Here is a 23,692-nt window from a genome sequence, read left to right as displayed (position 1 = left end):
GATGGCTAAAGAATCAATGAAAGCGCGTGAGCGCAAAAGAGAAGCGACAGTAGCAAAATATGCTGAGAAAAGAAAAGCTTTGAAAGAAGCGAATGATTATCTTGGTTTACAAAAATTGCCAAAAGACGCTTCACCAGTAAGACTACACAACAGATGTAAATTAACTGGAAGACCAAGAGGTTACATGAGAACATTTGGTCTTTCTAGAGTAACTTTCAGAGAAATGGCCAACAACGGTCTTATCCCGGGAGTGAAAAAAGCTAGTTGGTAATAAATTTAGAACAATCGAGATAGTAAAGTTATTAGGTTGTAGGTTATAGGAAATTGTTTAACTATAACCTAAAGCCTACCACCTTTTAAAACTAACTATCACAAACCAATAATTAAAATAGAAAAATGGTAACAGATCCAATTTCAGATTTCCTAACCAGAGTAAGGAACGCACAAAGCGCAGGCCACAAAGTGGTGGATATTCCTGCATCGAAAATCAAAAAGGAGATTACAAAAATTTTGTTTGATCAGGGTTTCATTTTGAACTACAAGTTCGAAGATAATGCTGTTCAGGGAAATATCAAAATCGCTTTAAAGTACGACAAACAAACCAACAGAGCTGCGATCAAGAGCATACAAAGAGCTTCTAGACCAGGACTAAGACAATACAAAGGATCAGGAGAACTGCCAAGAGTATTAAATGGTTTGGGTATCGCAATTATCTCCACTTCTAGAGGAGTTATGACCGATAAAAAAGCACGTCAGGAAAAAGTTGGTGGAGAGGTAATCTGCTATGTTTATTAATACATAATAAAAGGAAAATGTCAAGAATTGGTAAATCAATTATAGAAATTCCAGCTAATGTTACTGTAACCGAGAAAGACGGGTTGGTAACTGTGAAAGGACCGAAAGGAGAACTTACACAGCAATTAGAAGAAGGAATCACTCTAAAACAAGAAGACGGAATTCTAACTTTAGATAGACCGTCCGAATCAAAGCAACATAAAGCATTACACGGTCTTTACAGAGCGTTAATCAATAATATGGTTCAGGGAACTGCCGAAGGGTGGACCAAAAAACTGGAACTTGTAGGAGTAGGATATAGAGCATCTAATCAAGGAAACAGATTAGATTTAGCTTTAGGATTCTCACACGGAATTGTAATGGATCTTCCTAAAGAAATCGTGGTAGAAACATTATCAGAAAAAGGTAAAAATCCAATTATTACCTTAACATCTTTTGACAAACAATTATTAGGAATGGTAGCAGCAAAGATCAGATCTTTCAGAAAACCAGAGCCTTATAAAGGAAAAGGAGTTAGATTCGTTGGAGAAATTGTAAGACGTAAAGCTGGTAAATCTGCTTAATTTTAAAACTTAAGAACATGGCACTAAGCAAAGTACAAAAAAGAAATAGAATTAAAAGAAGAGTAAGAGGAAAAATCTCTGGCTCTGCTGAATTACCAAGATTATCAGTTTACAAAAGCAACAAAGAAATTTACGCTCAATTGATCGATGATAAAGATGGTAAAACCTTAGCTTCAGCTTCTTCAAGAGCGTTGAAAGCTAAAGGTAATAAAGTGGAAATCTCTGCAGAAGTTGGTAAAGCAATCGCTGAAAAAGCTAAAGCTGCAGGCATTGAAAATATAGTGTTCGACAGAAACGGATTCGTATATCATGGTAGAGTGAAAGCTTTAGCTGATGGTGCGAGAGAAGGCGGACTAAAATTCTAATCATTAAATTTCGGAAATATGTTAGGACTAGATAATATAGAAAAAATCAAACCGGGAGGATTAGAACTTAAAGATCGTCTCGTTTCAGTAAACAGAGTTACTAAAGTAACCAAGGGAGGTAGAGCTTTCGGATTTTCTGCAATCGTGGTTGTAGGTGACGAAGCTGGAACTGTTGGTTTCGGTTTAGGAAAATCTAAAGATGTAGCTTCAGCTATTGCGAAAGCAGTAGAAGATGCTAAGAAAAATTTAGTAAAAGTTCCTGTTGTAAATCATACCATTCCACACCAAACTTCTGCAAGATACGGTGGAGCAGATATCTTCTTGAGACCTGCAACTCATGGTACCGGTGTAATTGCTGGTGGTACAGTTCGTATGGTTATTGAAGCAGCTGGAATTAAAGATATTCTTTCAAAATCTAAAGGTTCATCTAACCCACATAACGTTGTGAAAGCTACTTTCAAAGCATTGTTGGATATCAGAAGACCAGAAGAAATTGCAAAATTGAGAGGTGTTTCATTAGATAAAGTGTTTAACGGTTAATTTAAAACGATGGCAAAAATTCAAGTAAAACAAGTAAGAAGCGCTATTGGTAGAACAAAGACCCAAAAGAGAACGCTGGAAGCATTAGGATTAAAAAAACTTCACCAAGTGGTTGAACATGATGACACTCCTGCAATTTTAGGAATGATCTCTGCAATCAATCACCTAGTAGTAGTTGTTAAATAGAAAACAGACCAAGAGAAAAGAGACTTTATTCTATTTAGTCTCTTCTCTCTTATCTTAAAATCTCAAATCTAAATATAATGAATTTAAATAATATTAGACCTGCAGCAGGTTCTACTCACAGTACTAAAAGAATCGGTAGAGGACAAGGTAGTGGAAAAGGAGGAACAGCAGGGAAAGGACATAATGGTCAGCAAGCAAGAGCTGGTTATTCACAAAAAATCGGTTTCGAAGGTGGACAAATGCCTTTGCAAAGAAGATTACCAAAATTTGGTTTCACCAATATCAACAGAAAAGAGTACAGAGGAATCAATTTAGATACTTTGCAACTTTTAGCTGATTCGAAAAATATTACCGAAATCACTCAAGAAATCTTGGTAGAAAATGGTTTAGCTAAGAAAAGCGAAATCATTAAAATCATGGGAAGAGGTGAATTAAAAGCTGGTGTTTCAGTTTCTGCTCACAAGTTCACTAAATCTGCTGAAGAAGCAATTTCTAAAGCAGGAGGTAAAGCAATTACTCTTTAAAATCTACCATGAAAGAATTTATACAAACACTAAAAAACATTTGGAGTCTTAAGGAATTGAGAGATAAAATACTTTTTACTCTCGGTATCGTCCTCGTGTATAGATTCGCATCTTATATTTCTCTACCTGCTATTAATATGGCAGAAGTAGGGAATCTTTTGGAAAATTACCAAAACCAAGGAGGCAACAAGCAAGGAGCAGGACTTCTTGGGTTGCTTTCTTCGTTTACAGGTGGGGCATTTAGTAGAGCGTCGATTATGGCACTCGGAATTATGCCTTATATTTCTGCTTCCATTATTGTACAGTTGATGGGTATGGCAATTCCATATCTTCAGAAACTGCAGAAAGATGGTGAAAGTGGTAGAAATACATTAAACCAAATTACAAGATGGTTAACAATCGCAGTTTGTTTGGTTCAGGCACCTTCTTACCTTACATCAATCACACAAATGTTCTTGCCACATGCACAGTTTGCTTCCGCTTACTATGTACATCCGCAGTCTATTATGTTCTGGTTGCCTAGTATTGTAATTTTGGTTGCAGGTTCTGTATTCGCTATGTGGTTAGGAGAGAAAATTACTGATAAAGGAATTGGAAACGGTATTTCTATCTTAATTATGGTAGGGATTCTTGCAGATCTTCCGGGATCTTTCATTCAAGAAATTGCAACTCAAACAGGTAAAGGTGGTTTTGGGACCATTATGATTCTGATTGAAGTATTATTCTGGATGTTGGTTGTTCTTCTTGCTATCATACTTTCGGTCGCAGTAAGGAAAATTCCGATTCAGTATGTAAGTAGAGCGCAGGCAAGAGGTGGAGTAAACAGAAATCTAATGCAGGGAGCAAGACAATGGATTCCTCTAAAAGTGAATGCTTCTGGAGTAATGCCGATCATCTTTGCGCAGGCTTTAATGTTTGTTCCTGGTCTATTAACGAAAGTTGATGAATCCAATCCATTCTTGGCAGGGTTTAAGGATGTCTTCAGTTGGCAGTACAATGTATTGTTTGCTATTTTGATTATCATCTTTTCATTCTTCTACACCGCAATTACTATTCCGGTTAACCAAATGGCTGATGATTTAAAGAGAAATGGTGGGTTAATTCCTAAGGTAAGACCAGGGAAGGAAACCTCTGATTATCTTGATGATATTTTGTCAAAAATCACTTTGCCAGGTTCGATATTTTTAGCTATCTTTGCAATCCTTCCAGCACTTGTGTATGGAACGATCGTTCAGACCGACCGATTTGCCCTGTTTTTCGGTGGTACGTCGCTTTTAATTATGGTCGGAGTAATCTTAGATACTGTACAACAAATCAATACGTATTTGTTAAATCATCATTATGATGGTTTAATGCAGTCTAAATTATCTAGAACGAACAACAACAACCTGTAAGTATTAAATGGCAAAACAAAAACATATTGAACAAGACGGCGTTATTACGGAAGCACTTTCGAACGCTCAGTTCCGTGTTGAATTAGAAAATGGGCATGTTCTTATTGCGCATATTTCTGGTAAAATGCGAATGCACTATATCAAACTTCTACCTGGAGACAAGGTGAAGTTAGAATTATCTCCTTATGATTTATCAAAGGGAAGGATCACATTTAGATATTAAGATCAGTTCAGGCTGAATTTAACTATAGAAGAGAACTTGTAAGATTACAGAATCTTATTGAAGTTTTAAATTTAAACAAAATGGGAATGATTCCGTAAGATCTCATTTAACCGTTGTAAAATTAGAAAAGAAAAGTAACAAATGAAAGTTAGAGCATCTATCAAAAAAAGAAGTGCTGATTGCAAAATTGTTCGCAGAAAAGGCGTTCTGTTTGTAATCAACAAGAAGAACCCAAAATTTAAACAAAGACAAGGTTAAAATTAAATTATGGCGAGAATTTCAGGTATTGATTTACCAAAAAACAAAAGAGGCGTTATCGGTTTAACTTATATTTACGGTGTTGGGAGAAGTACTTCTTCAGAGATCTTAAAAGCAGCTGGTATTAGCGAAGACAAGAAAGTCAACGAATGGAATGACGATGAATTGGCACTAATCAGAAACTACATCACTGAAAACATCAAAGTAGAAGGTGAATTACGTTCTGAAACACAAATTAACATCAAGCGATTGATGGACATTGGATGCCAACGAGGAATACGTCACAGACTAGGATTACCTTTAAGAGGCCAAAGAACTAAAAACAATTCTAGAACCCGAAAAGGAAAGAGAAAAACTGTTGCTAACAAGAAAAAAGCAAGTAAATAATCGGTAAGAATTATGGCAAAACAGACTAAAGCAGTTAAGAAAAGAAAAGTTAAAGTTGAAGCGATTGGTGAAGCACACATCCAAGCTACATTCAACAATATCATTATTTCTTTGACAAATAAAAGTGGAGAGGTCATCTCTTGGGCATCAGCCGGAAAGATGGGATTCAGAGGTTCTAAAAAGAATACTCCTTTTGCAGCGCAGATGGCTGCAGAAAATTGCTCAACAGTAGCACACGATGCTGGACTACGAAGAGTAAAGGTTTACGTGAAAGGTCCTGGTGCAGGTAGAGAATCTGCAATTAGAACGATTCACAATTCAGGAATTGAAGTTAGTGAAATCGTTGATGTGACTCCAATGCCACATAACGGATGTAGACCACCAAAAAGAAGAAGAGTATAATCTAAGAATCTTATGATTTAAGTTTTTTTAATAATGGTATCCATTCCTATTGAAAAATTAAAGTCTAGAATCTAAAATCTTAAAAAAATATGGCAAGATATATTGGACCAAAAACAAAGATTGCAAGAAAATTTGGTGCTGCAATCTACGGAGATGATAAAAACTTCGAGAAAAGAAAGAACCAACCACCAGGACAACATGGTGTGAACAAAAGAAGAAACCAAAAGAAATCCGAGTATGCTGTTCAGTTAATGGAAAAGCAGAAAGCGAAATATACTTATGGTATCCTAGAAAAGCAATTTGCTAACCTATACGAAAAAGCTAACAGAGCAAAAGGCGTTACAGGTGAAGTTCTTTTACAATTATGTGAGTCTAGATTAGACAATGTAGTGTACAGATTAGGGTTTGCAAAAACCAGAGCAGGTGCAAGACAATTAGTTTCTCACAGACACATTACAGTAAATGGAGAATTAGTAAATATCGCTTCGTATACTTTGAAGCCAGGTGATGTAATTGCAGTTAGAGAGAAATCAAAATCTCTTGAAGTAATTGCTGATTCATTAGCTTACAAATCAAACTACGAGTGGTTACAATTCAACGACGAGACAAAATCAGGTACTTTTACTTCTGCACCGGAGAGAATTCAAATTCCGGAAGACTTAAAAGAACAATTGATCGTTGAACTTTACTCTAAATAATAATTTTTCAAATTTTTGCTCAACCTATATTATATGGCAATTTTAACATTTATTAAACCCGATAAAGTAATCCTTCTTAATTCTAATGACTTCAAAGGGCAATTTGAATTCAGACCATTAGAATCAGGATTTGGACTTACGATCGGTAATGCTTTGAGAAGAGTTTTACTTTCTTCTCTAGAAGGATATGCTATTTCATCTATCAAAATAGAAGGCGTAGAGCACGAATTTTCAACAATACCAGGTGTAATTGAAGACGTTACAGAAATTATTCTTAACTTAAAGCAATTAAGACTTAGAGCAAAAACTGAAACTGCTACAGCAGAAGAAGTTACTGCGAAAGTATCTGGACAAACTACTGTTACCGCAGGTGACTTAGGAAAATCAATGCAAGAATTCGAAGTATTGAATCCTGAATTGGTAATCTGTTCAACTAATAAAGATGTGAAATTTGAAATCACATTCAATATTGAAAAAGGTAGAGGTTATGTTCCATCGGAGCAAAACAAATCAGCAAATGCTCCCATCGGAACTATTGCAATTGATTCCATCTATACCCCGATCAAAAAAGTACAGTACACTATTGAGAACTATCGTGTCGAGCAAAAAACAGACTACGAAAAATTAGTATTGGATATTGAAACTGATGGTTCCATTAGTCCTCAAAATGCTTTAACTGAAGCTTCGAAGATATTAATTTATCATTTCATGTTATTCTCCGATGAGAGAATTACGTTGGAAACTGAAGCGGTAAAAGCATCTATTCAATATGACGAAGAAACTTTACATACTAGACAACTCCTTAAATCTAAATTAGTAGATATGGATCTGTCTGTAAGAGCACTAAACTGCTTGAAAGCTGCTGAAGTGGAAACTTTAGGAGAACTGGTTTCTTATACGAAGTCTGATTTGATGAAATTTAGAAATTTCGGTAAAAAATCCTTAACAGAATTAGAAGAATTAGTGCATGCAAAAGGTCTTAACTTCGGTTTCGACGTTGCTAAATATAAATTAGACGCTGATAAATAACAAACAATGAGACACGGTAAAAAATTCAATCACTTAGGAAGAACTACATCACACAGAAGTGCAATGCTTTCTAATATGGCTTGTTCTCTTATTGAGCATAAAAGAATCAACACTACTGTTGCTAAAGCGAAAGCTTTAAGAGTGTATGTTGAACCAATCTTGACAAAATCGAAAGAAGATACAACACACAACAGAAGAACAGTTTTCGCTTACCTGCAAAGTAAAGAAGCAGTTACTGAATTATTCAGAACAGTTGCTCCTAAAATTGCAGAAAGAAATGGTGGTTACACAAGAATCATCAAAACTGGATTCAGACAGGGAGATTCTGCCGATATGGCAATGATCGAACTTGTAGATTTCAACGATCTTTACAACCCGAATGCTGAAGAGAAAAAAGTAACAAGAAGAAGCAGAAGAGCAACTCCAAAAGCAACTGAAACTGTTGCTGATGCAAAAAAAGCACCTGCTAAAGAAGCAAAGAAAACTGAAGAACCAACAGCAGAAGCTGCAGATTCTATAGATGAAAAAGCTGGAGAATAATACTTTAAGCTTATAAGTTAAAATCCGTCTCATTTGATAATGAGACGGATTTTTGTTTCTAACGAGATATTTTAAATCCTAACTGTAATATAGAAATCTATTGTCCTCTTGCTTTCTTCAAAGTAATAACATTACCTCCTTGTGTAATCGTTACACTATCATTTTTTGCTATAATTTCAATGTCAAAGTCTCCATAAATTCCTCCTTTTACAAAAGCTTCTTTCTGCGGTGCTGATATTGTTTTATTATTACTTCTTATACTGATCATCTTTTCATTGTCTGTATTTTTGAATGTAACCAAGGCAGATGTACCATCGTCGCCAACATATCGCTCCGTATATTCCTGCGTATTTTTATTTGAATCTTTAGATTCAACTGCGGTCACGGTATCTTTAGGAAGATCAGCGGAATATCCATTTTCCTGTTGGATGACACTTTTATTTCCATCGGTGCTTTTTTTGCAGCTTAAAGGCGCTAGAAATAGTGTAGTGGATAGTATTAATAGGGTCTTTTTCATTTTTTTTAATTTTTGTTTTGACATCAAAGTTAGATATAATTATCTAATTACGATTTTTGATTTGTAATTAACTAAAACTTAACTGAAACCTTATTAAAATCACTTCCTATCATCAGCACAATTACTCAATTTTAACTAGATTTGCAGTAACATTATATAATTAAACAAAAGTTACAATGAGTTACATTTCTTACATTGATGCAAGACAAATTTTAGATTCAAGAGGAAACCCTACAATTGAAGTTGATGTTTTCACAGAAGCGGGTTCTATGGGGCGTGCAGCAGTTCCGTCCGGAGCATCTACTGGTGAACATGAAGCCGTAGAGTTACGAGACGGAGAAAAAGAGTTTGGAGGAAAAGGAGTTTTAAAAGCAGTCGAAAATGTAAGAGAAATAATAGCACCAGAATTGATAGGTACTTCTGTTTTTGAACAAAACTTTATCGATCAGGTGATGATTGAATTGGATGGAACACCAAACAAAGCCAACCTGGGTGCAAATGCAATTTTAGGAGTGTCTTTGGCGGTTGCAAAAGCGGCAGCTTTGGACCTTAAAATTCCTTTATATAAATATATTGGTGGAGTAAACGCAAATACACTTCCAGTTCCAATGATGAATGTTATTAATGGTGGTTCGCATTCAGATGCACCGATCGCTTTCCAGGAATTTATGATCATGCCTGTAAAAGCCGATTCTTTTTCTCACGCTCTACAGAAAGGAACAGAGATTTTCCACGAATTAAAAGCAATTTTAAAAACTAGAAATCTTTCAACGGCAGTTGGAGATGAAGGAGGTTTTGCGCCAAAATTCAAAGGAACTGAAGACGCTTTAGATACGCTTACACAAGCGATTGAAAATGCTGGTTACAAAGCAGGAGACGACATTATGTTTGCATTAGATTCTGCAGCGTCAGAGTTTTATGTAGATGGAAAGTATGATTATAGAAAATTTGAAGGGGAGAATGGAGCGTGTAGAACTCGTGAAGAACAAGTTGATTATCTTGCAGAATTAGCTTCAAAATATCCTATCATTTCTATCGAAGATGGTATGGACGAAAATGATTGGGAAGGATGGAAATTATTAACAGAAAGATTAGGAAAAACGGTTCAGATCGTTGGTGATGATTTATTTGTAACCAATAGTGAGATTTTAGCCAAAGGAATCAAAGAAGATATTGCAAATTCTATCTTAATTAAAGTAAACCAAATAGGTACTCTTTCTGAAACAATGGATGCTGTTCAGATGGCGCAACATAATGGTTATACCACCGTAATGTCGCATAGATCAGGTGAGACGGAAGACTCTACTATCGCAGATTTGGCAGTGGCAATGAACTGTGGACAGATCAAAACAGGTTCTGCTTCCCGTTCAGATCGTATGGCGAAATACAACCAACTGTTAAGAATTGAAGAGGCATTAGGGGATACAGCGTACTTTCCAGGGTTAGATGCTTTCAAAATAAAACGATAATAGATAAAATATATCGAAAAGTGCAAATTCTATTTGCACTCTTGTACCAATATTCATAAATTAGTAAAAAATAAAATATAATGTCAGATAATAAAGTTGTATTGAATTATGACGGGAAATCTTTTGAATACCCGATCATAGATAGCACGATCGGTGACAGAGGAATCGATATTTCAAAATTAAGAGATCAAACCGGTTTAATTACTTTAGACTTAGGCTATAAAAATACGGGCGCTACAAAAAGCGACATCACTTATTTAGATGGTGACAATGGAGAGTTGTATTACCGGGGTTATCCAATTGACCAAATAGCCGAAAAATCAAATTTCACAGAAGTAATGTATCTTTTGTTGAACGGTGACCTTCCAACAAACGATCAGTTTCAAGGCTTTGAAAAAGGAATAAAAAAATATAATTTTGTCGCTGATGAAATGAAAAGATTGATTGATGTATTTCCTCGTTCGGCTCATCCAATGGGAGTTTTGTCATCTTTAACATCTGCACTTACGGCATTTAACCCAAAGTCGGTAGATGTTACTTCAAAGGAAGAAATGGATCATGCAGCAGAAATGCTAATTGCGAAATTCTCGCACCTTTGCGCCTGGACTTACCGTAAGAAAATGGGATTACCGATCAATCATGGAGACAACAGTTTAAACTATGTCGAGAACTTCTACAAGATGTGTTTCCGTCGTCCAAACGAAGAATTTGAATTAGACTCTACAATAGTAAATGCTTTAGATAAATTATTAATTCTTCATGCAGATCATGAGCAAAACTGTTCTACCTCGACGGTAAGAATGGTTGGTTCTGCGCACACTGGGCTTTTCGCTTCAGTTTCAGCTGGGATTTCTGCACTTTGGGGACCACTTCATGGTGGAGCAAACCAAGCAGTGATCGAAATGTTGGAGATGATCGAAAAAGATGGAGGTGATGTTGCAAAATATGTAGAAAAAGCAAAAAATAAAGATGATAATTTCCGATTGATGGGCTTTGGACACAGAGTTTACAAAAACTTCGATCCAAGAGCACGTATCATTAAAAAAGCAGCAGATGATATTTTTGCAGCGTTAGGAATTGAAGACAAAGCTTTAGACATCGCATTACAATTAGAAAAAGTAGCGCTGGAAGATGAATATTTCATCGAAAGAAAACTCTATCCAAACGTAGATTTCTATTCAGGAATAATCTATAGAGCATTAGGAATCCCAACAGAAATGTTCACCGTAATGTTTGCCTTAGGTAGATTGCCAGGATGGATTTCCCAGTGGAAAGAAATGAGATTGCACAACGATCCAATTGGAAGACCTAGACAAGTATATCAAGGCGCTACAAAACGTGATTACGTTGACATGAACGCAAGATAATCTTTGCTTAAAATACTTAAATCCCTTTCAATTTTAATTGGAAGGGATTTCTTTTTACTTTATTTGGGCGCCTTAATCCGTCTTCCGTTCCCAATCTTTTTTCAATCCGTGAAGGATTGAAAAAAGGATTTCCACTCGAGCCGGGGCGCAGATTATTTCTACAACAAAGATTTTAGCAAAATTGAAAATTTCAGTATCTTAACGCTCAGAAATTTTCCTCAATTTTAGAAGAGAATAATCAACTTAAAAAAAACAGAAACAAAACGAAAAGTAAGATCATCAATGTTTAAACATATCAACAAAAAGAAGTGGCTGATCGTCGTCGGAATTATATTAGCAGTCCTGAATGGACTTGCTCTATATATTATTAATGCCAATATCGCCAATACTCTTGCTGCTAGCGAAATGCAAGATCCTGCAGTCGAGTTAGCCGCGCAACAAAATGGGTTTTTAGGGATGATTTTTGCAGCAGTGGTAATTACGCTGGATATTATCGGAGTCATGTTCTTACTTTATCTTTTGTATAAATTCATCACGAAAATTTTAAATAAATCTTTACCTAAAAGACCATGAAGTTAAAAAATTACATCAACGGACAATGGATCGAAGGATCAGGAAATGAAGTTCCACTTTATAACGCAGTGAATGGGGAATTAGTAGCAATTTCAGATACGGGCGGAATCAACTTTGAACAGGCATTAGAGTACGGAAGAACCGTTGGTTACAAAAATCTTTCCTCCATGACTTTTTATGATAGAGGTGAAATGTTGAAGAAAGTAGCTTTATATCTATTAGAAAGAAAGAAAAAATATTACGATTTATCTTATAAAACCGGCGCAACACATTCTGATTCTTGGGTAGATATCGAAGGAGGTTTCGGAACTTTTTTCACCTATTCTGGTCTTGCAAAAAGAATGTTGCCCAACACTCCTTTTTGGGTTGATGGTGATACACAGAAACTTGGAGCCAACGGAACTTTCATTGGAACGCATATTCTAACGCCGAGTGAAGGGGTTTCCGTTCAAATAAATGCCTACAATTTCCCGGTTTGGGGAATGTTGGAGAAATTATCAACTTCACTTTTAGCCGGAGTTCCAGCAATTGTAAAACCAGCAACGCCAGGTTCTTATTTGACGAACGCCGTTTTCCAGGATATGATTGAAAGTGGTTTGCTTCCCGAAGGAGCAATCCAGCTGGTATGTGGAGAACCAGGAAATATTTTGGATTATGTTCAGGATGGAGATTCTGTTCTTTTTACAGGTTCCGCTTCCACCGGAAAAAAATTAAAATCTTTACCTTCAGTTTCTAGTAATTCAGTTCGTTTCAATATGGAAGCTGATTCTTTAAACTGTTCAATTCTCGGCTTGGATGCAAAACCCGGAACACCTGAATTTGATTTGTTCATTAAAGAAGTTCGTAGCGAAATGACCACCAAAGCTGGGCAGAAATGTACCGGAATCCGAAGAATTATTGTTCCGGAAAACTTAGTTGGTGACGTTCAAAACGCTTTAAGTAAAGCCTTAGATCAAACAAAAATAGGAAATCCTTTAAGCCGCGAAACCCGAATGGGTTCTATCGTTGGTAAAAAAGAAATGGCTGTTCTTCAAGATAAGATAGAATTATTGAAAGCTGAAACAGAATTGATCTACGACGGTAAACATGAACTCGTTGATGCTGATTATGAAAGTGGGGCGTTCATGACTCCAAAAGTTTTCTACAACGATAAACCTTTTGAAAAAAATAGTTCTCACGAAGTAGAAGCCTTCGGTCCTGTTTCAACGATTATGCCTTACAAAGATGCTGATGAAGCCGCTGCTTTAGCAAAGCGCGGAAAAGGAAGTTTAGTAGGTTCAATAATCTCGCACGACGAGAAATTTGTCGCAGAAACCTCCTGGAAAATGGCATCGTCACACGGAAGAATTTTTGTTCTGAATCGTGATAATGCAAAAGAGTCAACTGGTCACGGTTCGCCTTTACCAACATTAATGCACGGCGGTCCCGGAAGAGCGGGAGGTGGTGAAGAAATGGGAGGATTGAATGGTCTTCATTTCTTTTTGCAAAAAACGGCGATTCAAGGTTCACCGGATATTCTGACAGCGATTACCAAAGTGTATCAACAAGGTGCAACTCCAACTTATTCAGATAAACATCCATTTAGAAAATATTTCGAGGAAGTAGAAATCGGTGATTCTCTGGAAACCGCCGGAAGAACAGTAACGGAAGCCGACATCGTCAATTTTGGAAATGTTTCCTGGGATCATTTCTATGCACATACGGACGCTACTTCTTTGAACGGAACCATATTCGATAAAACAGTTGCTCACGGATATTTCATTCTTTCAGCAGCCGCAGGATTATTTGTGTCCGGTAAAAAAGGACCAGTGATTGCCAACTATGGTTTAGAAAATGCAAATTTCTTTAAACCCGTTTATGCTGGCGATACGATCACAGTTTATTTAACAGCGAAAGAAAGAATCAACAAAGGCGTAAAAGGAAGAAACGTTCCAAGTGGCGTTGTGAAATGGTTGGTTGAAGTTGTGAATCAACGTGAAGAAACGGTTTGTGTTGCAACGATCTTAACCTTAGTGGCGAAGAAATCTCCTTTCATTAAAATTGATTATAAAGATTTTGCGAAACGTTTAAACAATTTAACGGAGAAAACAGTACCACAGTGGGGAAGAATGAATGCTCAACAAATGCTTGAACATTTGGAAACCACCATGAAATACAGTACCGGCGAATTGGAAACCGATTTTTGCAAAACTCCCGAAGAGCATTTAGAAAAATATCAGGATTCGCTTTATAATTTCTATAAAATGCCGAAAGATTTTCCTGCACCGTTTTTAGAAGATGGAAAATTACCGGAATTAAAATATAAAAATCTGGATGAAGCAAAAACTCATTTCATCGAATCGGTAAAGAAATATCAGATCTATTACCGCGAGAATCCAGAAGCAGAACATTTGCACTTTGTCTTTGGCAAATTAAATAAAGAAATGATGGAGTTGTTTCATGAAAAACATGTGACGCATCATTTTGAGCAATTTGGATTAATAGATTAATTTTTACTTGAAATGAAAAGGCGTGTGACATTAATTTTAATTCTATTATTTACTTTGCAATTTTCTACGCAAAAGATTTTTTCAGTAGATTATCAAAGTCAGGCCGATGTTAAAGTTTTCGTAGTGAAATGTGAAAGTCAAGCAGATTTGAAAGTGTATAAAAGTTAATTACCAAAGTCAGGCCGAAGGAAATGAGAGGAAATGGTTTTTTGTAAAATATTCCAGTCAGGCAGATAAGAAGATTTATTTTGTCGATTACGAAGGTCAGGCAGAATTAAAAATATTTTTTGTGAAATATCAAAGTCAGGCTGGTTGGAATAAAAAAGAAAAGAAACAGTTGATGTATTGAAAGATTATTAAAAATTGTAAAAATGCCTAATACTTACACTCAGATTTATATTCAATTGGTTTTTGCCACGAAAGGACGTGCGATGAAAATTCGTCCTGAATTTAGAGATGAAATTGAAAAATATATCACGGGTATTTTTACAAATAAAGGACAAAAGGTCATTGCAATATATTTGAATCCAGATCATATTCATATCTTTTTTAGTTACAAAAATCTAAAAATAAATATTCCAGATTTGGTAAAGGTGGTGAAGACTGAATCGACTAATTTCATTAACACAAAGAAAATGGTTCAGGGGAAATCTTATTGGCAAGAAGGTTATGGTGCTTTTTCTTATGCAAAAAGCCAAAAAGAGGCGGTTACAAAATATATTCTTAATCAAAAAGAACATCATAAGAAAAGGAATTTCAAGGAAGAGTATTTAGATTTATTGAATAAATTTGAAATTGAATTTAAGGAGGAGTATTTGTTTGAGTTTTATGATTAGAAGAATAAAGCAAGGTTTTTAAGATAGCGTTCCTACGGAACGCACAGAAAATATTATCTCATTATTTCTACACAGATACGATTCCTACGGAATCAATTGGAAGTTTAGAGTGGTTTTTTAAATATAAAGTTTGTTCCGTAGGAACAATATCTGTGTAGAAAAAAATATTAGAATGAAAATTTGCGTTCCGTAGGAACGGTATCTAAATGATTAATTCTTTAAAATAAAAGCAAAATATTTTGAAAAAAACAATCGGAGAACAAGTAGTAGCATTCAATAAAAAACTGCATTACTCAGGAGAGCTTCCTGACGGCTTCGAAGTGCTCAATCCTTTCTTCGATAATCCTGAAACGTTAACGGTGATGACCGAATTCTATCAGAAGTTTTACAATGATCATAATCCAAGAAAATTCATCATCGGAATTAATCCAAGTCGGCATGGAGCCGGAGTTACAGGTGTTCCATTTACCGATACCAAAAGACTGGAAATGGTTTGTGGAATTGAAATGAAATCTGCGCATACACACGAGATTTCTTCCTTTTACCTCTACGATGTGATTGAACAATTCGGCGGGCCTGAACTATTTTATAAAGAATTTTATATTAATTCGCCATTTCCGTTAGCCATTACGAGAAGAAATCTTCGTGGATCTGTAAACGCCAATTACTATGATGATAAAGATCTTTTTGAAGACGTAAAACCCTTTATGATTCAAAGTTTAAAAGATCATATCAGTTTGGGGTTAGACACTTCCGAAGTTTTTATTTTAGGAAAAAAGAATGCAACTTTCATTGACAAGATCAACAGTCAGGAAAAGTTTTTTGATAAAATGACCGTGCTGGAACATCCGAGGTATATCCAGCAATACAAAAGCAAAGAAAAACAATTATACATCGATAAATATTTAATAGCACTAAATAAAGCATAATGAACAACGGATTCGTAAATCAAGAATTAAAAAATAATATTGCCGAAATCACTTTCGGAACACCTAAAAGCAATTCTTTACCAGGAGAAATTTTAGAAAAACTTGCGCAAACTATTTTAGAAAGTGGCAAAGATCAAAATGTAAAAGCAATCCTTTTAAAATCTGAAGGCGAAAAAGCCTTTTGCGCCGGAGCCAGTTTTGATGAACTCCTTGAAATTGAAGAATTAGAAAAATCAAAAATATTCTTTGGCGGATTTGCTAAAGTTTTAAATGCGATGCGATCCTGCGGAAAATTAGTCATCGTAAGAGTTCAGGGAAAGACAACGGGCGGCGGAGTTGGGATCGCTTGTGCGGCAGATTATTGTTTTGCCACCAAAGATTCTGCAATGGCTTTAACAGAATTAAATTTAGGAATCGGACCGTTTGTTATCGGACCTTTCGTGGAAAGGAAAATCGGGAAATCAGCTTATTCAGCGATGTCTATCGATGCTGATTTTAGAAGTGCAGATTGGTGTGAAAAACACGATGTTTATCATTCCGTTTCAGAAAGTATTGAAAAAATGGATGTTGAAATTAATACATTCATGGAAAAATTATCCACCAGAAGTTCTGAGGCGTTGGCTTTAATTAAAAAAGTGTCGTGGGAAGGAACAGAACATTTTGAACAGTTAATGCCGGAAAGAATTTTGATGAGTGCCAGTTTAATTTTGGAAGATTCTGCTAAAGAAAATATTGGTAAGATTAAAGAAAGACTTCGTGCGAATAATCGATGAGTTACAATCCCCATAAAACGGTCCTTATTCTCGGAGCCAATTCTGATGTTGCAAAGCAATGCATTTTGCAATATTTGGAAGAGGGACATTCTATTATTGCTTCTTCGCGAAACCTTACTTCTTTAGAAAGTTTCGTTGAGGATAATAACATTGATTCCTCTAAAATCTTTCTAAATTATTTTGATGCAGCCGACTTTTCTTCTCATCAAAATTTTTATGTTGAACTTCCCGTAAAACCCAATATCGTAATTTATGCTGCTGGTTTCTTAGTGGAGAATCAGGAAGCACTTCATGATTTCGAAGCTGCAAAACAAATGATGGAAGTCAATTATATGGGCGCGGTTTCTATTCTGAATATTATTGCAATGGATCGATCCAATAAAAGTTTAGAAAGAATTATCGGTTTGTCTTCACTTTCCGGAGTTCGTGGTAGGAAAAGTAATTTTATTTATGGAAGTACAAAATCAGCCTTTACGCAATATTTAGCGGGACTGCGACAGGAATTATCTTCGAGGAAGATCGTCGTCAATGTTTTGGTGAGTGGTTACATCAATACTAAAATTAATACCGGTTTAGAACTTAATAAATCTTTAATAATGGAGCCAGATTATGTTGCGAAATATATTGTAAATGCTGGAAATTCTTTTTCAATTGTCCCTAATTTTAAATGGAAAATGATTTATTATATTCTGAAGATATTACCGGAAAGTTTACTTTCAAAATTGCCCTAAAAAAAGCGGAAAAGATTAATTTTCCGCTTCTGTTTTTAAAACTCTTTTTCGATCACGATTCTCAATATAATTCAAAACCGCATCTTTTGTAGTGAGCCAATTTCTGCCTTCTTTAAAAGCATCTATTTTCCCTTGTCGCGCCAATAAACTCAAATATTCTTGTCCGTAAGGAACATCGGGTTCACGCACGATATCTGAAATGTTTTGATATTGGTCGTAGGTATTGTTAAGGTTTCCCAGATAAATATCCAAAGTTCTTTCAACTGCTTGCAAAATTAGAAGTAATAATTTAGAATAATCTTGATTATTTGCTTGGTTTAATGCATCATAATATTTTTTGCGATCATTCTTTAAAATAATTGCCGGTGGAAAACCTTTTTTCATTAATAGCAAATTGAGTAATAATCTCGCAGTTCTACCATTTCCATCAAAAAATGGATGAATCCAAACAAAACGATGATGAAATACTGCAGATTTTATAAGAATATCAATCTGAGAATCATTCACGAAATTTACCAGTTCATTAACAAATTCATCAACTTTCAAAGCATTCGGTGGAACAAAATTAGCTCCAGATATCCGAACTCCCGAAGTTCTGTATCTTCCAGAAAATTCCTTTTCTATTTTTTGCAAAACAAGATGATGAATAGATAAAATATCTTTTTCAACTAGAACATAATCTTTAGAAGCCAAACTTTCTACAAATTCAATAGCTTCTTGATGGTTTACTACTTCAAAATGTTCCCGCAAAGATTTTCCTTTGATGGTAAAACCGTCTTCTATCACCATTTTTGTCTCTTGTAAAGTCAACGTATTTCCTTCAATACTGTTTGAATTATAAGTCCATTCTATGTTTAAACTTTCTTTTATGCTTTTTAGAACGTAGGTCGGAATAGGACGCTTTTTATCCAGTTCACGTTTTTTCTCGTGAATTCTTTCGAGTTGTTTTTCTAAGCCTTCAAAGTAATATGGGTATTCTTGCCATCTCATCTCACAAATATACATCTTTTATTTTAAAATCGTTCAAATACAAGATAAGAAGTATCCGATATTAAAGGTTTCCAACAAAAAAAAGGAAGTTTCGCTTCCTCTTTAATTATTTATTTTAGTTGGACTAATCTTTTAGTTCAACTTTCAAAGCCAACTCATTCAACTGTTCATCAGCAATTGAACTTGGTGCGTCGATCATCACATCTCTTCCAGAATTATTTTTTGGGAAAGCGATATAATCTCGGATCACTTCATTACCATCAAGAATTGCAACCAAACGGTCGAAACCTAATGCCAATCCTGCATGTGGCGGTGCTCCGTATTGGAAAGCATTCATCAAGAATCCAAATTGTGCTTCTGCATCTTCTTTGGTAAATCCTAAAAGATTAAACATTTTTGCCTGTAAATCTTTATCGAAAATTCTTACCGAACCACCACCGATTTCATTTCCGTTCAGGATCAAATCGTAAGCATTTGCTCTGGCTTTTCCTGGTTCGGTTTCTAATAAATGGATGTCTTCCGGTTTCGGAGAAGTAAATGGATGGTGCATTGCGTGAAAACGATTCGTTTCTTCATCCCATTCTAATAATGGGAAATCGATTACCCAAAGTGGTGCAAATTCTTTTGGATTTCTTAATCCTAATCTGTTTCCCAATTCCATTCTCAAAGCGGAAAGTTGAGTTCTTACTTTATTTTCATTTCCGGACATGAGGAAAATTAAATCTCCTGCTTTTGCTCCGAATTTTTCTGTAATTTTCTTTAAATCTTCTTCATTGTAAAATTTATTTACTGAAGAAGTCACAACGCCGTCATTCTGGAATTTAATCCAAATCATTCCGTTGGCTCCAATTTGTGGACGTTTTACCCAATCGATCAATTCATCGATTTGTTTTCTGGTATAGTCTGCACAACCTTCAACATTGATTCCGACCACCAATTCTGCATCATCGAATATTTTGAAATCTTTTCCTTTAACCAATTCATTTACTTCCACGAATTCCATCCCGAATCTAATGTCCGGTTTATCGTTTCCGTATTTTTGCATCGCATCGGCGAAAGTCATTCTTGGGAATTTTCCGAATTCTTTTCTGGCGATATCTTTCAATAAAGTCGCAGTCATTCCTTCAAATATTTCCAAAACATCTTCCTGTTCTACGAAAGCCATCTCGCAATCGATCTGCGTGAATTCCGGTTGACGGTCGGCTCTTAGATCTTCATCACGGAAACATTTAACAATCTGGAAATAACGATCCATTCCACCGATCATCAATAACTGTTTGAAAGTTTGTGGCGATTGGGGCAATGCATAAAACTGTCCAGGATTCATACGGCTTGGAACTACGAAATCTCTTGCACCTTCCGGAGTTGATTTAATAAGAACCGGTGTTTCTACTTCGATAAAATCCTGTTCCGATAAATAATTTCTGACTTTCTGCGCCATTTTATGACGGAAAATCAATTTGTCTTTTACCGGATTTCTGCGGATATCTAAATATCTGTATTTCATTCGAAGCTCTTCACCACCATCAGTTTGATCTTCAATAGTAAATGGTGGGATTTCTGACTGGTTTAAAATCGTAAGTTTCTCAACTAAAATTTCCACTTCTCCAGTTGGGATTTTGGGATTTTTACTTTGGCGTTCGATCACTTTTCCTTCAACCTGAATCACGAATTCACGACCTAATTTACTTGCGATTTCAAATAGTTCCTTCGAAGAACGGTCTGCATCAAATACCAATTGGGTAATTCCGTAACGATCGCGTAAATCGATCCACATCATAAAACCTTTGTCACGAATGGTTTGAACCCAGCCGGAAAGGGTGACGTTTTGATCAAGATTTTGGATGTTTAATTCTCCATTGGTGTGCGTACGAAACATATTTTTAAGATATTAGATGTTAGACTTGCGATATTAGAAATGGGCTAAAATTTCAGGTGCAAAGATAAGTTTTTTGGATGAGTGCCGGAAGTGATTTTTAAGAGATTCCCTGCGTGAGGGATTGCATTGAAAATCCTTTTTATTTTTTATGAACTCTCTTTTAGGGAGCGTTAGGAATCGCTGCTGGAAATAACAAAAAGATTGCAACACAACGCCCGACCCTAGCGGTTAGAAGTAGTTACGTTTTTTGTAAGCACGGGAAAGGGGCAGGCCCAAAAATTTATGATTATTTAAGAAGTGATTGCCAAAATAATTTCTAACTTTGTGTAAATCAACATCAAAAAAAATATTTAATTATGGGAAAAGGTGATAAAAAATCGAAAAAGGGAAAAATTATCGCGGGAAGCTACGGTATTAAAAGACCGAGAAAAGCAAGTTCTGCAAATCATATTCCTGTAAAAGTTTTGGATGAGGATGACAAAAAAGCTTCTAAGGAAAAAGTAAGAAAAGAAGTAGGTCAACCTACGGGTAAATCTGAAAATGCAGAAGTAGAGAGAAAACCTAAAGCAGAAGCTAAGCCTAAAGCAGCAGCTAAACCTAAAGCCGAGAAAAAAGAAGATCCCGTGGAAGCCAAACCGAAAGCTGAAAAAGCAACTGACGGCAAGGAAGCCAAATCTAAATAAGTAAAAGCAAAAAAACCGAAGATCAATCTTCGGTTTTTTTATATATAAAAAGTGATTTACTTTCCTCCTCCTAAGATACTTCCCAAAAGTCCGCCTAAACCTCCTTGAGATTGTTTCTGACCTCCGCCAAGAACGCTTCCTAAAATATCATTCAAAGGATTTCCTGAAGATTGTTGTTGACCTCCGCCAAGCACACTTCCTAAAATATCATTCAAAGGATTTGAAGTTTGCGATTGCGCTTGATTCTGAGCATTACCCAAAATGCCACCTAACAGATCTCCTAAACCTCCGCCAGAAGTAACTCCGTTTGATTGCTTTTCCTTACCGATATATCCCATAATTATTGGAGCTAACATCGCCAAGATTGGACCGATCTTGTCCATAGAGATACCAGTGTTTTGTGATAATTGATTTTCTACATCTGCTTTTTGACCACCGAAAACATGATCCAAAATAGAGCCACCTTCTTGCTGTCTAGCGGTAACTTGTGCTGGATCAGTGAGGATGCTTCCATCGTGATCTTTATCAAGTGCATTATTCAAAGCATCCGCTTCTTGAGCGTTATCTTGAGATTTTTTTCTTAAGTAAGAAATAACCAACGGTGCTGCCACTGCTAATAAAGCAATCACTTGATTTTTGCTGATTCCGAATTTGTTTTCAGCTTCTGAAGCGACTTGATTTCCGGCGCTACCTGTTAATAGGTCTATTAAACTCATGTGTTTTTTTGTTTAGGTTAATAAAAATTGACAACCAAAGTTAGCAAAAAATAGTCCAAAATTTCTTTTGAAATCTTTAATTTTTAAAGATGGGTACATTAGAACAGGCTTCCCCAAACATCAGTGATTTTACAATAGGTTTTAATTGTTCCACCAATTCGATATATGCGTTCTCTGGAATTGATTGATCGCTGCAGCCCTTTACCAAAACTCTTTTACCCATTAATTCTGAGAAGTCATAAGTTTGAACGGCGTTATGCATCAACAAAATTTCTAAATCTTCTCTATTTCCAAAAACGATTTTCTTCGCTGTTTCTGTTAATTTCGCGGTGATTAAAAAGTACGCCCAAAGAGGAACAATCGCATCTGCAGAATTATAAATATAGATATAAGAATCTTTGTATTCATCAGGATTAATGGCTGCGATTTTTTCTCGAAAATCCTTTTCTTTTAAAATTAATTCCTGGAAGAGAAAATCCTTCAAATCGATGCCGATTCTTTTGCCTTTTGGAAGCAATTGTGCGAGATCGAAATTGACCAATCCGCTTTCGGCTATTTTATTTTTTATTTCTAAATCAGACATTTTTTTATTTTATCTTTGAACAAAATTAAGGTAAATAATCGATTTTATATTGAAGATCAGCAAATCTAAATCTAAATCTAAAATCAAAAATCAAAAATATCAATTGAAATATTACATCATCGCTGGTGAAGCTTCAGGAGATCTACACGCTTCCAATTTAATGAAATCACTTCTCAAAAAGGATTCCCAAACGGAGTTTCGTTTTTGGGGTGGAGATTTAATGAAGGCTGTTGCTGGTTTTGAACCGGTAAAACATTACAAAGAATTAGCGTTTATGGGATTTCTGGAAGTTGCTAAAAACCTTGGAACAATTCTTAAAAATATTAAATTCTGCAAAGAAGATATTCAGAAATACCAACCTGCTGTCTTGATTTTGGTCGATTATCCTGGATTTAATTTAAGGATTGCCGAGTTTGCTAAAAGTTTGGGAATTAAAGTAATTTATTATATTTCTCCACAACTTTGGGCTTGGAAAGAAGGTCGGGTAGAAAAAATCAGAAAGTTCGTCGATGAAATGTTAGTCATTCTTCCGTTTGAGAAGGAGTTCTATAAAAAACATAATGTTGACGCACATTTCGTCGGGCATCCTTTATTAGATGCGATTTCCGATTTGCCGGAAATGGATATTGATCAATTTAAAACAGATAATCATTTAAACGAAAAAGAAATCATCGCACTTTTACCAGGATCTCGTGAACAGGAAGTTACCAAGATGCTGGAATTGATGCTTTCCGTTCGTCCACATTTTAAAGAGTACCAGTTTGTAATTGCAGGAGCACCGAGTTTACCAAAAGAGTTTTACCAAAAATACGTCGATGAAAATGTACATTTCGTTTCCAATAAAACCTATGATTTATTAAGATGTTCAAAAGCGGCCTTGGTTACATCTGGAACTGCAACTTTAGAAACAGCACTTTTAAATATTCCGGAAGTAGTTTGTTACCGAAGCAGCACGATTTCTTACGAGATTGGAAAGCGTGTGGTAAAAAACATTAAATACATTTCTTTGGTTAATTTAATTATGGACCAGGAAATCGTAACGGAACTAATTCAAAGTGAATTGAATACAAAGAATTTGGTCAAAGAACTCACCTTGATTTTGCAAGGTAAAAGAAGAGATGAAATGTTAGCAAATTTCAAACAACTTCGAGAAAAGTTAGGTGGAAAAGGAGCTAGTGACGAAGCCGCAGCTTTAATTATTAATGGGTGATTTTACCTTTGATTTTTATATCAAAAGTTTTTAGTTTTACCAA

32 protein-coding genes are annotated in these 23,692 nt (G+C 35.6%); 27 read left to right on the top strand and 5 right to left on the bottom strand.

Going from position 1 to position 23,692, the window contains the following annotated elements; genetic code table 11:
• The first annotated feature begins 1 nt into the window (after position 1).
• From rpsN to rplQ, 15 genes are all read left to right on the top strand, one after another.
• Entirely contained in the window at positions 2–271 is a 270-nt protein-coding gene (gene rpsN, locus FNJ88_RS04410; RefSeq protein WP_039349136.1) for a 30S ribosomal protein S14, read from the top strand.
• A 125-nt stretch (positions 272–396) separates the two neighbouring features.
• The gene (gene rpsH, locus FNJ88_RS04405) at positions 397–795 is read left to right on the top strand and encodes a 30S ribosomal protein S8 (RefSeq protein WP_143851956.1); all 399 of its coding nucleotides are present in this window, start codon (positions 397–399) and stop codon (positions 793–795) included.
• A 17-nt stretch (positions 796–812) separates the two neighbouring features.
• The gene (gene rplF, locus FNJ88_RS04400; RefSeq protein ID WP_143851955.1) at positions 813–1,358 is read left to right on the top strand and encodes a 50S ribosomal protein L6; all 546 of its coding nucleotides are present in this window, start codon (positions 813–815) and stop codon (positions 1,356–1,358) included.
• Positions 1,359–1,375: 17 nt separating this feature from the next.
• Positions 1,376–1,723 carry a 50S ribosomal protein L18 gene (gene rplR, locus FNJ88_RS04395; RefSeq protein WP_143851953.1) on the top strand — a complete coding sequence of 116 codons (348 nt, stop codon included), beginning with the start codon at positions 1,376–1,378 and terminating at the stop codon, positions 1,721–1,723.
• Between the two features lie 18 nt (positions 1,724–1,741).
• On the top strand, positions 1,742–2,263 hold the full coding sequence (rpsE, locus tag FNJ88_RS04390; RefSeq protein WP_143851951.1) for a 30S ribosomal protein S5: 522 nt from the start codon (positions 1,742–1,744) through the stop codon (positions 2,261–2,263).
• Between the two features lie 9 nt (positions 2,264–2,272).
• Positions 2,273–2,449 carry a 50S ribosomal protein L30 gene (rpmD, locus tag FNJ88_RS04385; RefSeq protein ID WP_143851950.1) on the top strand — a complete coding sequence of 59 codons (177 nt, stop codon included), beginning with the start codon at positions 2,273–2,275 and terminating at the stop codon, positions 2,447–2,449.
• 77 nt (positions 2,450–2,526) lie between these two features.
• On the top strand, positions 2,527–2,973 hold the full coding sequence (gene rplO, locus FNJ88_RS04380; RefSeq protein ID WP_143851948.1) for a 50S ribosomal protein L15: 447 nt from the start codon (positions 2,527–2,529) through the stop codon (positions 2,971–2,973).
• Between the two features lie 8 nt (positions 2,974–2,981).
• Positions 2,982–4,367 (top strand): preprotein translocase subunit SecY, encoded by a 1,386-nt coding sequence (gene secY / locus FNJ88_RS04375; protein WP_143851947.1) that lies wholly within the window; start codon positions 2,982–2,984, stop codon positions 4,365–4,367.
• 7 nt (positions 4,368–4,374) lie between these two features.
• A complete protein-coding gene (gene infA, locus FNJ88_RS04370; RefSeq protein WP_031503426.1) occupies positions 4,375–4,590 on the top strand; it encodes a translation initiation factor IF-1 in 216 nt (71 codons plus the stop codon).
• Between the two features lie 141 nt (positions 4,591–4,731).
• Positions 4,732–4,848 carry a 50S ribosomal protein L36 gene (gene rpmJ / locus FNJ88_RS04365; RefSeq protein WP_007839480.1) on the top strand — a complete coding sequence of 39 codons (117 nt, stop codon included), beginning with the start codon at positions 4,732–4,734 and terminating at the stop codon, positions 4,846–4,848.
• A 9-nt stretch (positions 4,849–4,857) separates the two neighbouring features.
• Positions 4,858–5,235, top strand: a complete 378-nt coding sequence (gene rpsM / locus FNJ88_RS04360; RefSeq protein WP_143851945.1) for a 30S ribosomal protein S13 — start codon at positions 4,858–4,860, stop codon at positions 5,233–5,235.
• Between the two features lie 12 nt (positions 5,236–5,247).
• Positions 5,248–5,637: a 30S ribosomal protein S11 gene (gene rpsK / locus FNJ88_RS04355; RefSeq protein WP_027376638.1), complete on the top strand. Its 390-nt coding sequence runs from the start codon at positions 5,248–5,250 to the stop codon at positions 5,635–5,637.
• 89 nt (positions 5,638–5,726) lie between these two features.
• A complete protein-coding gene (rpsD, locus tag FNJ88_RS04350) occupies positions 5,727–6,335 on the top strand; it encodes a 30S ribosomal protein S4 (protein WP_143851943.1) in 609 nt (202 codons plus the stop codon).
• 33 nt (positions 6,336–6,368) lie between these two features.
• Positions 6,369–7,364: a DNA-directed RNA polymerase subunit alpha gene (locus FNJ88_RS04345; protein ID WP_143851942.1), complete on the top strand. Its 996-nt coding sequence runs from the start codon at positions 6,369–6,371 to the stop codon at positions 7,362–7,364.
• 6 nt (positions 7,365–7,370) lie between these two features.
• Positions 7,371–7,904 carry a 50S ribosomal protein L17 gene (gene rplQ, locus FNJ88_RS04340; RefSeq protein WP_143851940.1) on the top strand — a complete coding sequence of 178 codons (534 nt, stop codon included), beginning with the start codon at positions 7,371–7,373 and terminating at the stop codon, positions 7,902–7,904.
• A 97-nt stretch (positions 7,905–8,001) separates the two neighbouring features.
• On the opposite strand, the gene FNJ88_RS04335 is transcribed toward rplQ, so the two are convergent.
• Complete coding sequence (locus tag FNJ88_RS04335; RefSeq protein WP_143851938.1) at positions 8,002–8,421, bottom strand: hypothetical protein; 420 nt, start codon at positions 8,419–8,421, stop codon at positions 8,002–8,004.
• 176 nt (positions 8,422–8,597) lie between these two features.
• Here FNJ88_RS04335 and eno point away from each other — a divergent pair, with 176 nt between their 5' ends.
• From eno to FNJ88_RS04290, 10 genes are all read left to right on the top strand, one after another.
• Positions 8,598–9,890 (top strand): phosphopyruvate hydratase, encoded by a 1,293-nt coding sequence (gene eno, locus FNJ88_RS04330; RefSeq protein WP_143851936.1) that lies wholly within the window; start codon positions 8,598–8,600, stop codon positions 9,888–9,890.
• 80 nt (positions 9,891–9,970) lie between these two features.
• Positions 9,971–11,257 (top strand): citrate synthase, encoded by a 1,287-nt coding sequence (locus FNJ88_RS04325; protein ID WP_143851934.1) that lies wholly within the window; start codon positions 9,971–9,973, stop codon positions 11,255–11,257.
• 282 nt (positions 11,258–11,539) lie between these two features.
• Positions 11,540–11,830: a hypothetical protein gene (locus FNJ88_RS04320; protein WP_143851932.1), complete on the top strand. Its 291-nt coding sequence runs from the start codon at positions 11,540–11,542 to the stop codon at positions 11,828–11,830.
• Positions 11,827–14,319: a phenylacetic acid degradation bifunctional protein PaaZ gene (paaZ, locus tag FNJ88_RS04315; RefSeq protein ID WP_143851931.1), complete on the top strand. Its 2,493-nt coding sequence runs from the start codon at positions 11,827–11,829 to the stop codon at positions 14,317–14,319. Before FNJ88_RS04320 ends, paaZ begins: the two co-directional genes overlap by 4 nt.
• A gap of 12 nt (positions 14,320–14,331) precedes the next feature.
• On the top strand, positions 14,332–14,487 hold the full coding sequence (locus tag FNJ88_RS14550; protein ID WP_317132179.1) for a DUF6150 family protein: 156 nt from the start codon (positions 14,332–14,334) through the stop codon (positions 14,485–14,487).
• A complete protein-coding gene (locus tag FNJ88_RS14545) occupies positions 14,477–14,668 on the top strand; it encodes a DUF6150 family protein (protein WP_317132182.1) in 192 nt (63 codons plus the stop codon). Before FNJ88_RS14550 ends, FNJ88_RS14545 begins: the two co-directional genes overlap by 11 nt.
• A gap of 22 nt (positions 14,669–14,690) precedes the next feature.
• A complete protein-coding gene (gene tnpA, locus FNJ88_RS04305) occupies positions 14,691–15,155 on the top strand; it encodes an IS200/IS605 family transposase (protein ID WP_143851929.1) in 465 nt (154 codons plus the stop codon).
• Between the two features lie 239 nt (positions 15,156–15,394).
• The gene (locus FNJ88_RS04300) at positions 15,395–16,084 is read left to right on the top strand and encodes an SMUG2 DNA glycosylase family protein (RefSeq protein WP_143851927.1); all 690 of its coding nucleotides are present in this window, start codon (positions 15,395–15,397) and stop codon (positions 16,082–16,084) included.
• Complete coding sequence (locus FNJ88_RS04295) at positions 16,084–16,857, top strand: enoyl-CoA hydratase/isomerase family protein (protein WP_143851925.1); 774 nt, start codon at positions 16,084–16,086, stop codon at positions 16,855–16,857. The genes FNJ88_RS04300 and FNJ88_RS04295 overlap by 1 nt, the downstream gene beginning before the upstream one ends.
• On the top strand, positions 16,854–17,588 hold the full coding sequence (locus tag FNJ88_RS04290; RefSeq protein WP_143851923.1) for an SDR family NAD(P)-dependent oxidoreductase: 735 nt from the start codon (positions 16,854–16,856) through the stop codon (positions 17,586–17,588). Before FNJ88_RS04295 ends, FNJ88_RS04290 begins: the two co-directional genes overlap by 4 nt.
• Before the next feature lie 15 nt (positions 17,589–17,603).
• On the opposite strand, the gene FNJ88_RS04285 is transcribed toward FNJ88_RS04290, so the two are convergent.
• On the bottom strand, positions 17,604–18,578 hold the full coding sequence (locus tag FNJ88_RS04285; RefSeq protein WP_143851922.1) for a Fic family protein: 975 nt from the start codon (positions 18,576–18,578) through the stop codon (positions 17,604–17,606).
• 124 nt (positions 18,579–18,702) lie between these two features.
• Positions 18,703–20,457, bottom strand: a complete 1,755-nt coding sequence (gene aspS, locus FNJ88_RS04280) for an aspartate--tRNA ligase (RefSeq protein WP_143851920.1) — start codon at positions 20,455–20,457, stop codon at positions 18,703–18,705.
• Between the two features lie 356 nt (positions 20,458–20,813).
• Between aspS and FNJ88_RS14605 the strand changes: the two genes are divergently transcribed.
• Positions 20,814–21,140 carry a 30S ribosomal protein THX gene (locus FNJ88_RS14605; protein WP_410495172.1) on the top strand — a complete coding sequence of 109 codons (327 nt, stop codon included), beginning with the start codon at positions 20,814–20,816 and terminating at the stop codon, positions 21,138–21,140.
• 56 nt (positions 21,141–21,196) lie between these two features.
• Here the strand turns inward: FNJ88_RS14605 and FNJ88_RS04265 are convergent, their stop codons facing one another.
• Together FNJ88_RS04265 and FNJ88_RS04260 are read right to left on the bottom strand one after the other, a co-directional pair.
• Positions 21,197–21,856: a DUF937 domain-containing protein gene (locus FNJ88_RS04265; protein WP_143851918.1), complete on the bottom strand. Its 660-nt coding sequence runs from the start codon at positions 21,854–21,856 to the stop codon at positions 21,197–21,199.
• 76 nt (positions 21,857–21,932) lie between these two features.
• Positions 21,933–22,439, bottom strand: a complete 507-nt coding sequence (locus tag FNJ88_RS04260) for a DUF2480 family protein (protein ID WP_143851916.1) — start codon at positions 22,437–22,439, stop codon at positions 21,933–21,935.
• Positions 22,440–22,542: 103 nt separating this feature from the next.
• Here FNJ88_RS04260 and lpxB point away from each other — a divergent pair, with 103 nt between their 5' ends.
• Complete coding sequence (gene lpxB / locus FNJ88_RS04255; RefSeq protein ID WP_143851914.1) at positions 22,543–23,649, top strand: lipid-A-disaccharide synthase; 1,107 nt, start codon at positions 22,543–22,545, stop codon at positions 23,647–23,649.
• Positions 23,650–23,692: the final 43 nt, after the last annotated feature.

Origin of the sequence: Chryseobacterium sp. SNU WT5 (assembly GCF_007362475.1) — a bacterium.
Lineage (GTDB): Bacteria > Bacteroidota > Bacteroidia > Flavobacteriales > Weeksellaceae > Kaistella.
This window is presented reverse-complemented; position numbering and strand designations above follow the sequence as displayed.

Excerpts from the sequence above, each read along its gene's own strand:
- rpsN (WP_039349136.1), top strand. The coding sequence starts at position 2 with ATGGCTAAAGAATCAATGAAAGCGCGTGAGCGCAAAAGAGAAGCGACA.
- rpsH (WP_143851956.1), top strand. The coding sequence starts at position 397 with ATGGTAACAGATCCAATTTCAGATTTCCTAACCAGAGTAAGGAACGCA.
- rplO (WP_143851948.1), top strand. The coding sequence starts at position 2,527 with ATGAATTTAAATAATATTAGACCTGCAGCAGGTTCTACTCACAGTACT.
- FNJ88_RS04345 (WP_143851942.1), top strand. The coding sequence starts at position 6,369 with ATGGCAATTTTAACATTTATTAAACCCGATAAAGTAATCCTTCTTAAT.
- aspS (WP_143851920.1), bottom strand. The coding sequence starts at position 20,457 with ATGTTTCGTACGCACACCAATGGAGAATTAAACATCCAAAATCTTGAT.
- FNJ88_RS04260 (WP_143851916.1), bottom strand. The coding sequence starts at position 22,439 with ATGTCTGATTTAGAAATAAAAAATAAAATAGCCGAAAGCGGATTGGTC.
- eno (WP_143851936.1), top strand. The coding sequence starts at position 8,598 with ATGAGTTACATTTCTTACATTGATGCAAGACAAATTTTAGATTCAAGA.
- secY (WP_143851947.1), top strand. The coding sequence starts at position 2,982 with ATGAAAGAATTTATACAAACACTAAAAAACATTTGGAGTCTTAAGGAA.
- rplQ (WP_143851940.1), top strand. The coding sequence starts at position 7,371 with ATGAGACACGGTAAAAAATTCAATCACTTAGGAAGAACTACATCACAC.
- FNJ88_RS04285 (WP_143851922.1), bottom strand. The coding sequence starts at position 18,578 with ATGAGATGGCAAGAATACCCATATTACTTTGAAGGCTTAGAAAAACAA.
- FNJ88_RS04290 (WP_143851923.1), top strand. The coding sequence starts at position 16,854 with ATGAGTTACAATCCCCATAAAACGGTCCTTATTCTCGGAGCCAATTCT.
- paaZ (WP_143851931.1), top strand. The coding sequence starts at position 11,827 with ATGAAGTTAAAAAATTACATCAACGGACAATGGATCGAAGGATCAGGA.
- FNJ88_RS04325 (WP_143851934.1), top strand. The coding sequence starts at position 9,971 with ATGTCAGATAATAAAGTTGTATTGAATTATGACGGGAAATCTTTTGAA.
- infA (WP_031503426.1), top strand. The coding sequence starts at position 4,375 with ATGGCAAAACAAAAACATATTGAACAAGACGGCGTTATTACGGAAGCA.
- rpsK (WP_027376638.1), top strand. The coding sequence starts at position 5,248 with ATGGCAAAACAGACTAAAGCAGTTAAGAAAAGAAAAGTTAAAGTTGAA.
- FNJ88_RS04265 (WP_143851918.1), bottom strand. The coding sequence starts at position 21,856 with ATGAGTTTAATAGACCTATTAACAGGTAGCGCCGGAAATCAAGTCGCT.
- FNJ88_RS04335 (WP_143851938.1), bottom strand. The coding sequence starts at position 8,421 with ATGAAAAAGACCCTATTAATACTATCCACTACACTATTTCTAGCGCCT.
- rpsE (WP_143851951.1), top strand. The coding sequence starts at position 1,742 with ATGTTAGGACTAGATAATATAGAAAAAATCAAACCGGGAGGATTAGAA.
- FNJ88_RS14605 (WP_410495172.1), top strand. The coding sequence starts at position 20,814 with ATGGGAAAAGGTGATAAAAAATCGAAAAAGGGAAAAATTATCGCGGGA.
- tnpA (WP_143851929.1), top strand. The coding sequence starts at position 14,691 with ATGCCTAATACTTACACTCAGATTTATATTCAATTGGTTTTTGCCACG.
- FNJ88_RS04295 (WP_143851925.1), top strand. The coding sequence starts at position 16,084 with ATGAACAACGGATTCGTAAATCAAGAATTAAAAAATAATATTGCCGAA.
- rpsM (WP_143851945.1), top strand. The coding sequence starts at position 4,858 with ATGGCGAGAATTTCAGGTATTGATTTACCAAAAAACAAAAGAGGCGTT.
- rplR (WP_143851953.1), top strand. The coding sequence starts at position 1,376 with ATGGCACTAAGCAAAGTACAAAAAAGAAATAGAATTAAAAGAAGAGTA.
- rplF (WP_143851955.1), top strand. The coding sequence starts at position 813 with ATGTCAAGAATTGGTAAATCAATTATAGAAATTCCAGCTAATGTTACT.
- rpmD (WP_143851950.1), top strand. The coding sequence starts at position 2,273 with ATGGCAAAAATTCAAGTAAAACAAGTAAGAAGCGCTATTGGTAGAACA.
- rpsD (WP_143851943.1), top strand. The coding sequence starts at position 5,727 with ATGGCAAGATATATTGGACCAAAAACAAAGATTGCAAGAAAATTTGGT.
- FNJ88_RS04320 (WP_143851932.1), top strand. The coding sequence starts at position 11,540 with ATGTTTAAACATATCAACAAAAAGAAGTGGCTGATCGTCGTCGGAATT.
- FNJ88_RS14550 (WP_317132179.1), top strand. The coding sequence starts at position 14,332 with ATGAAAAGGCGTGTGACATTAATTTTAATTCTATTATTTACTTTGCAA.
- rpmJ (WP_007839480.1), top strand. The coding sequence starts at position 4,732 with ATGAAAGTTAGAGCATCTATCAAAAAAAGAAGTGCTGATTGCAAAATT.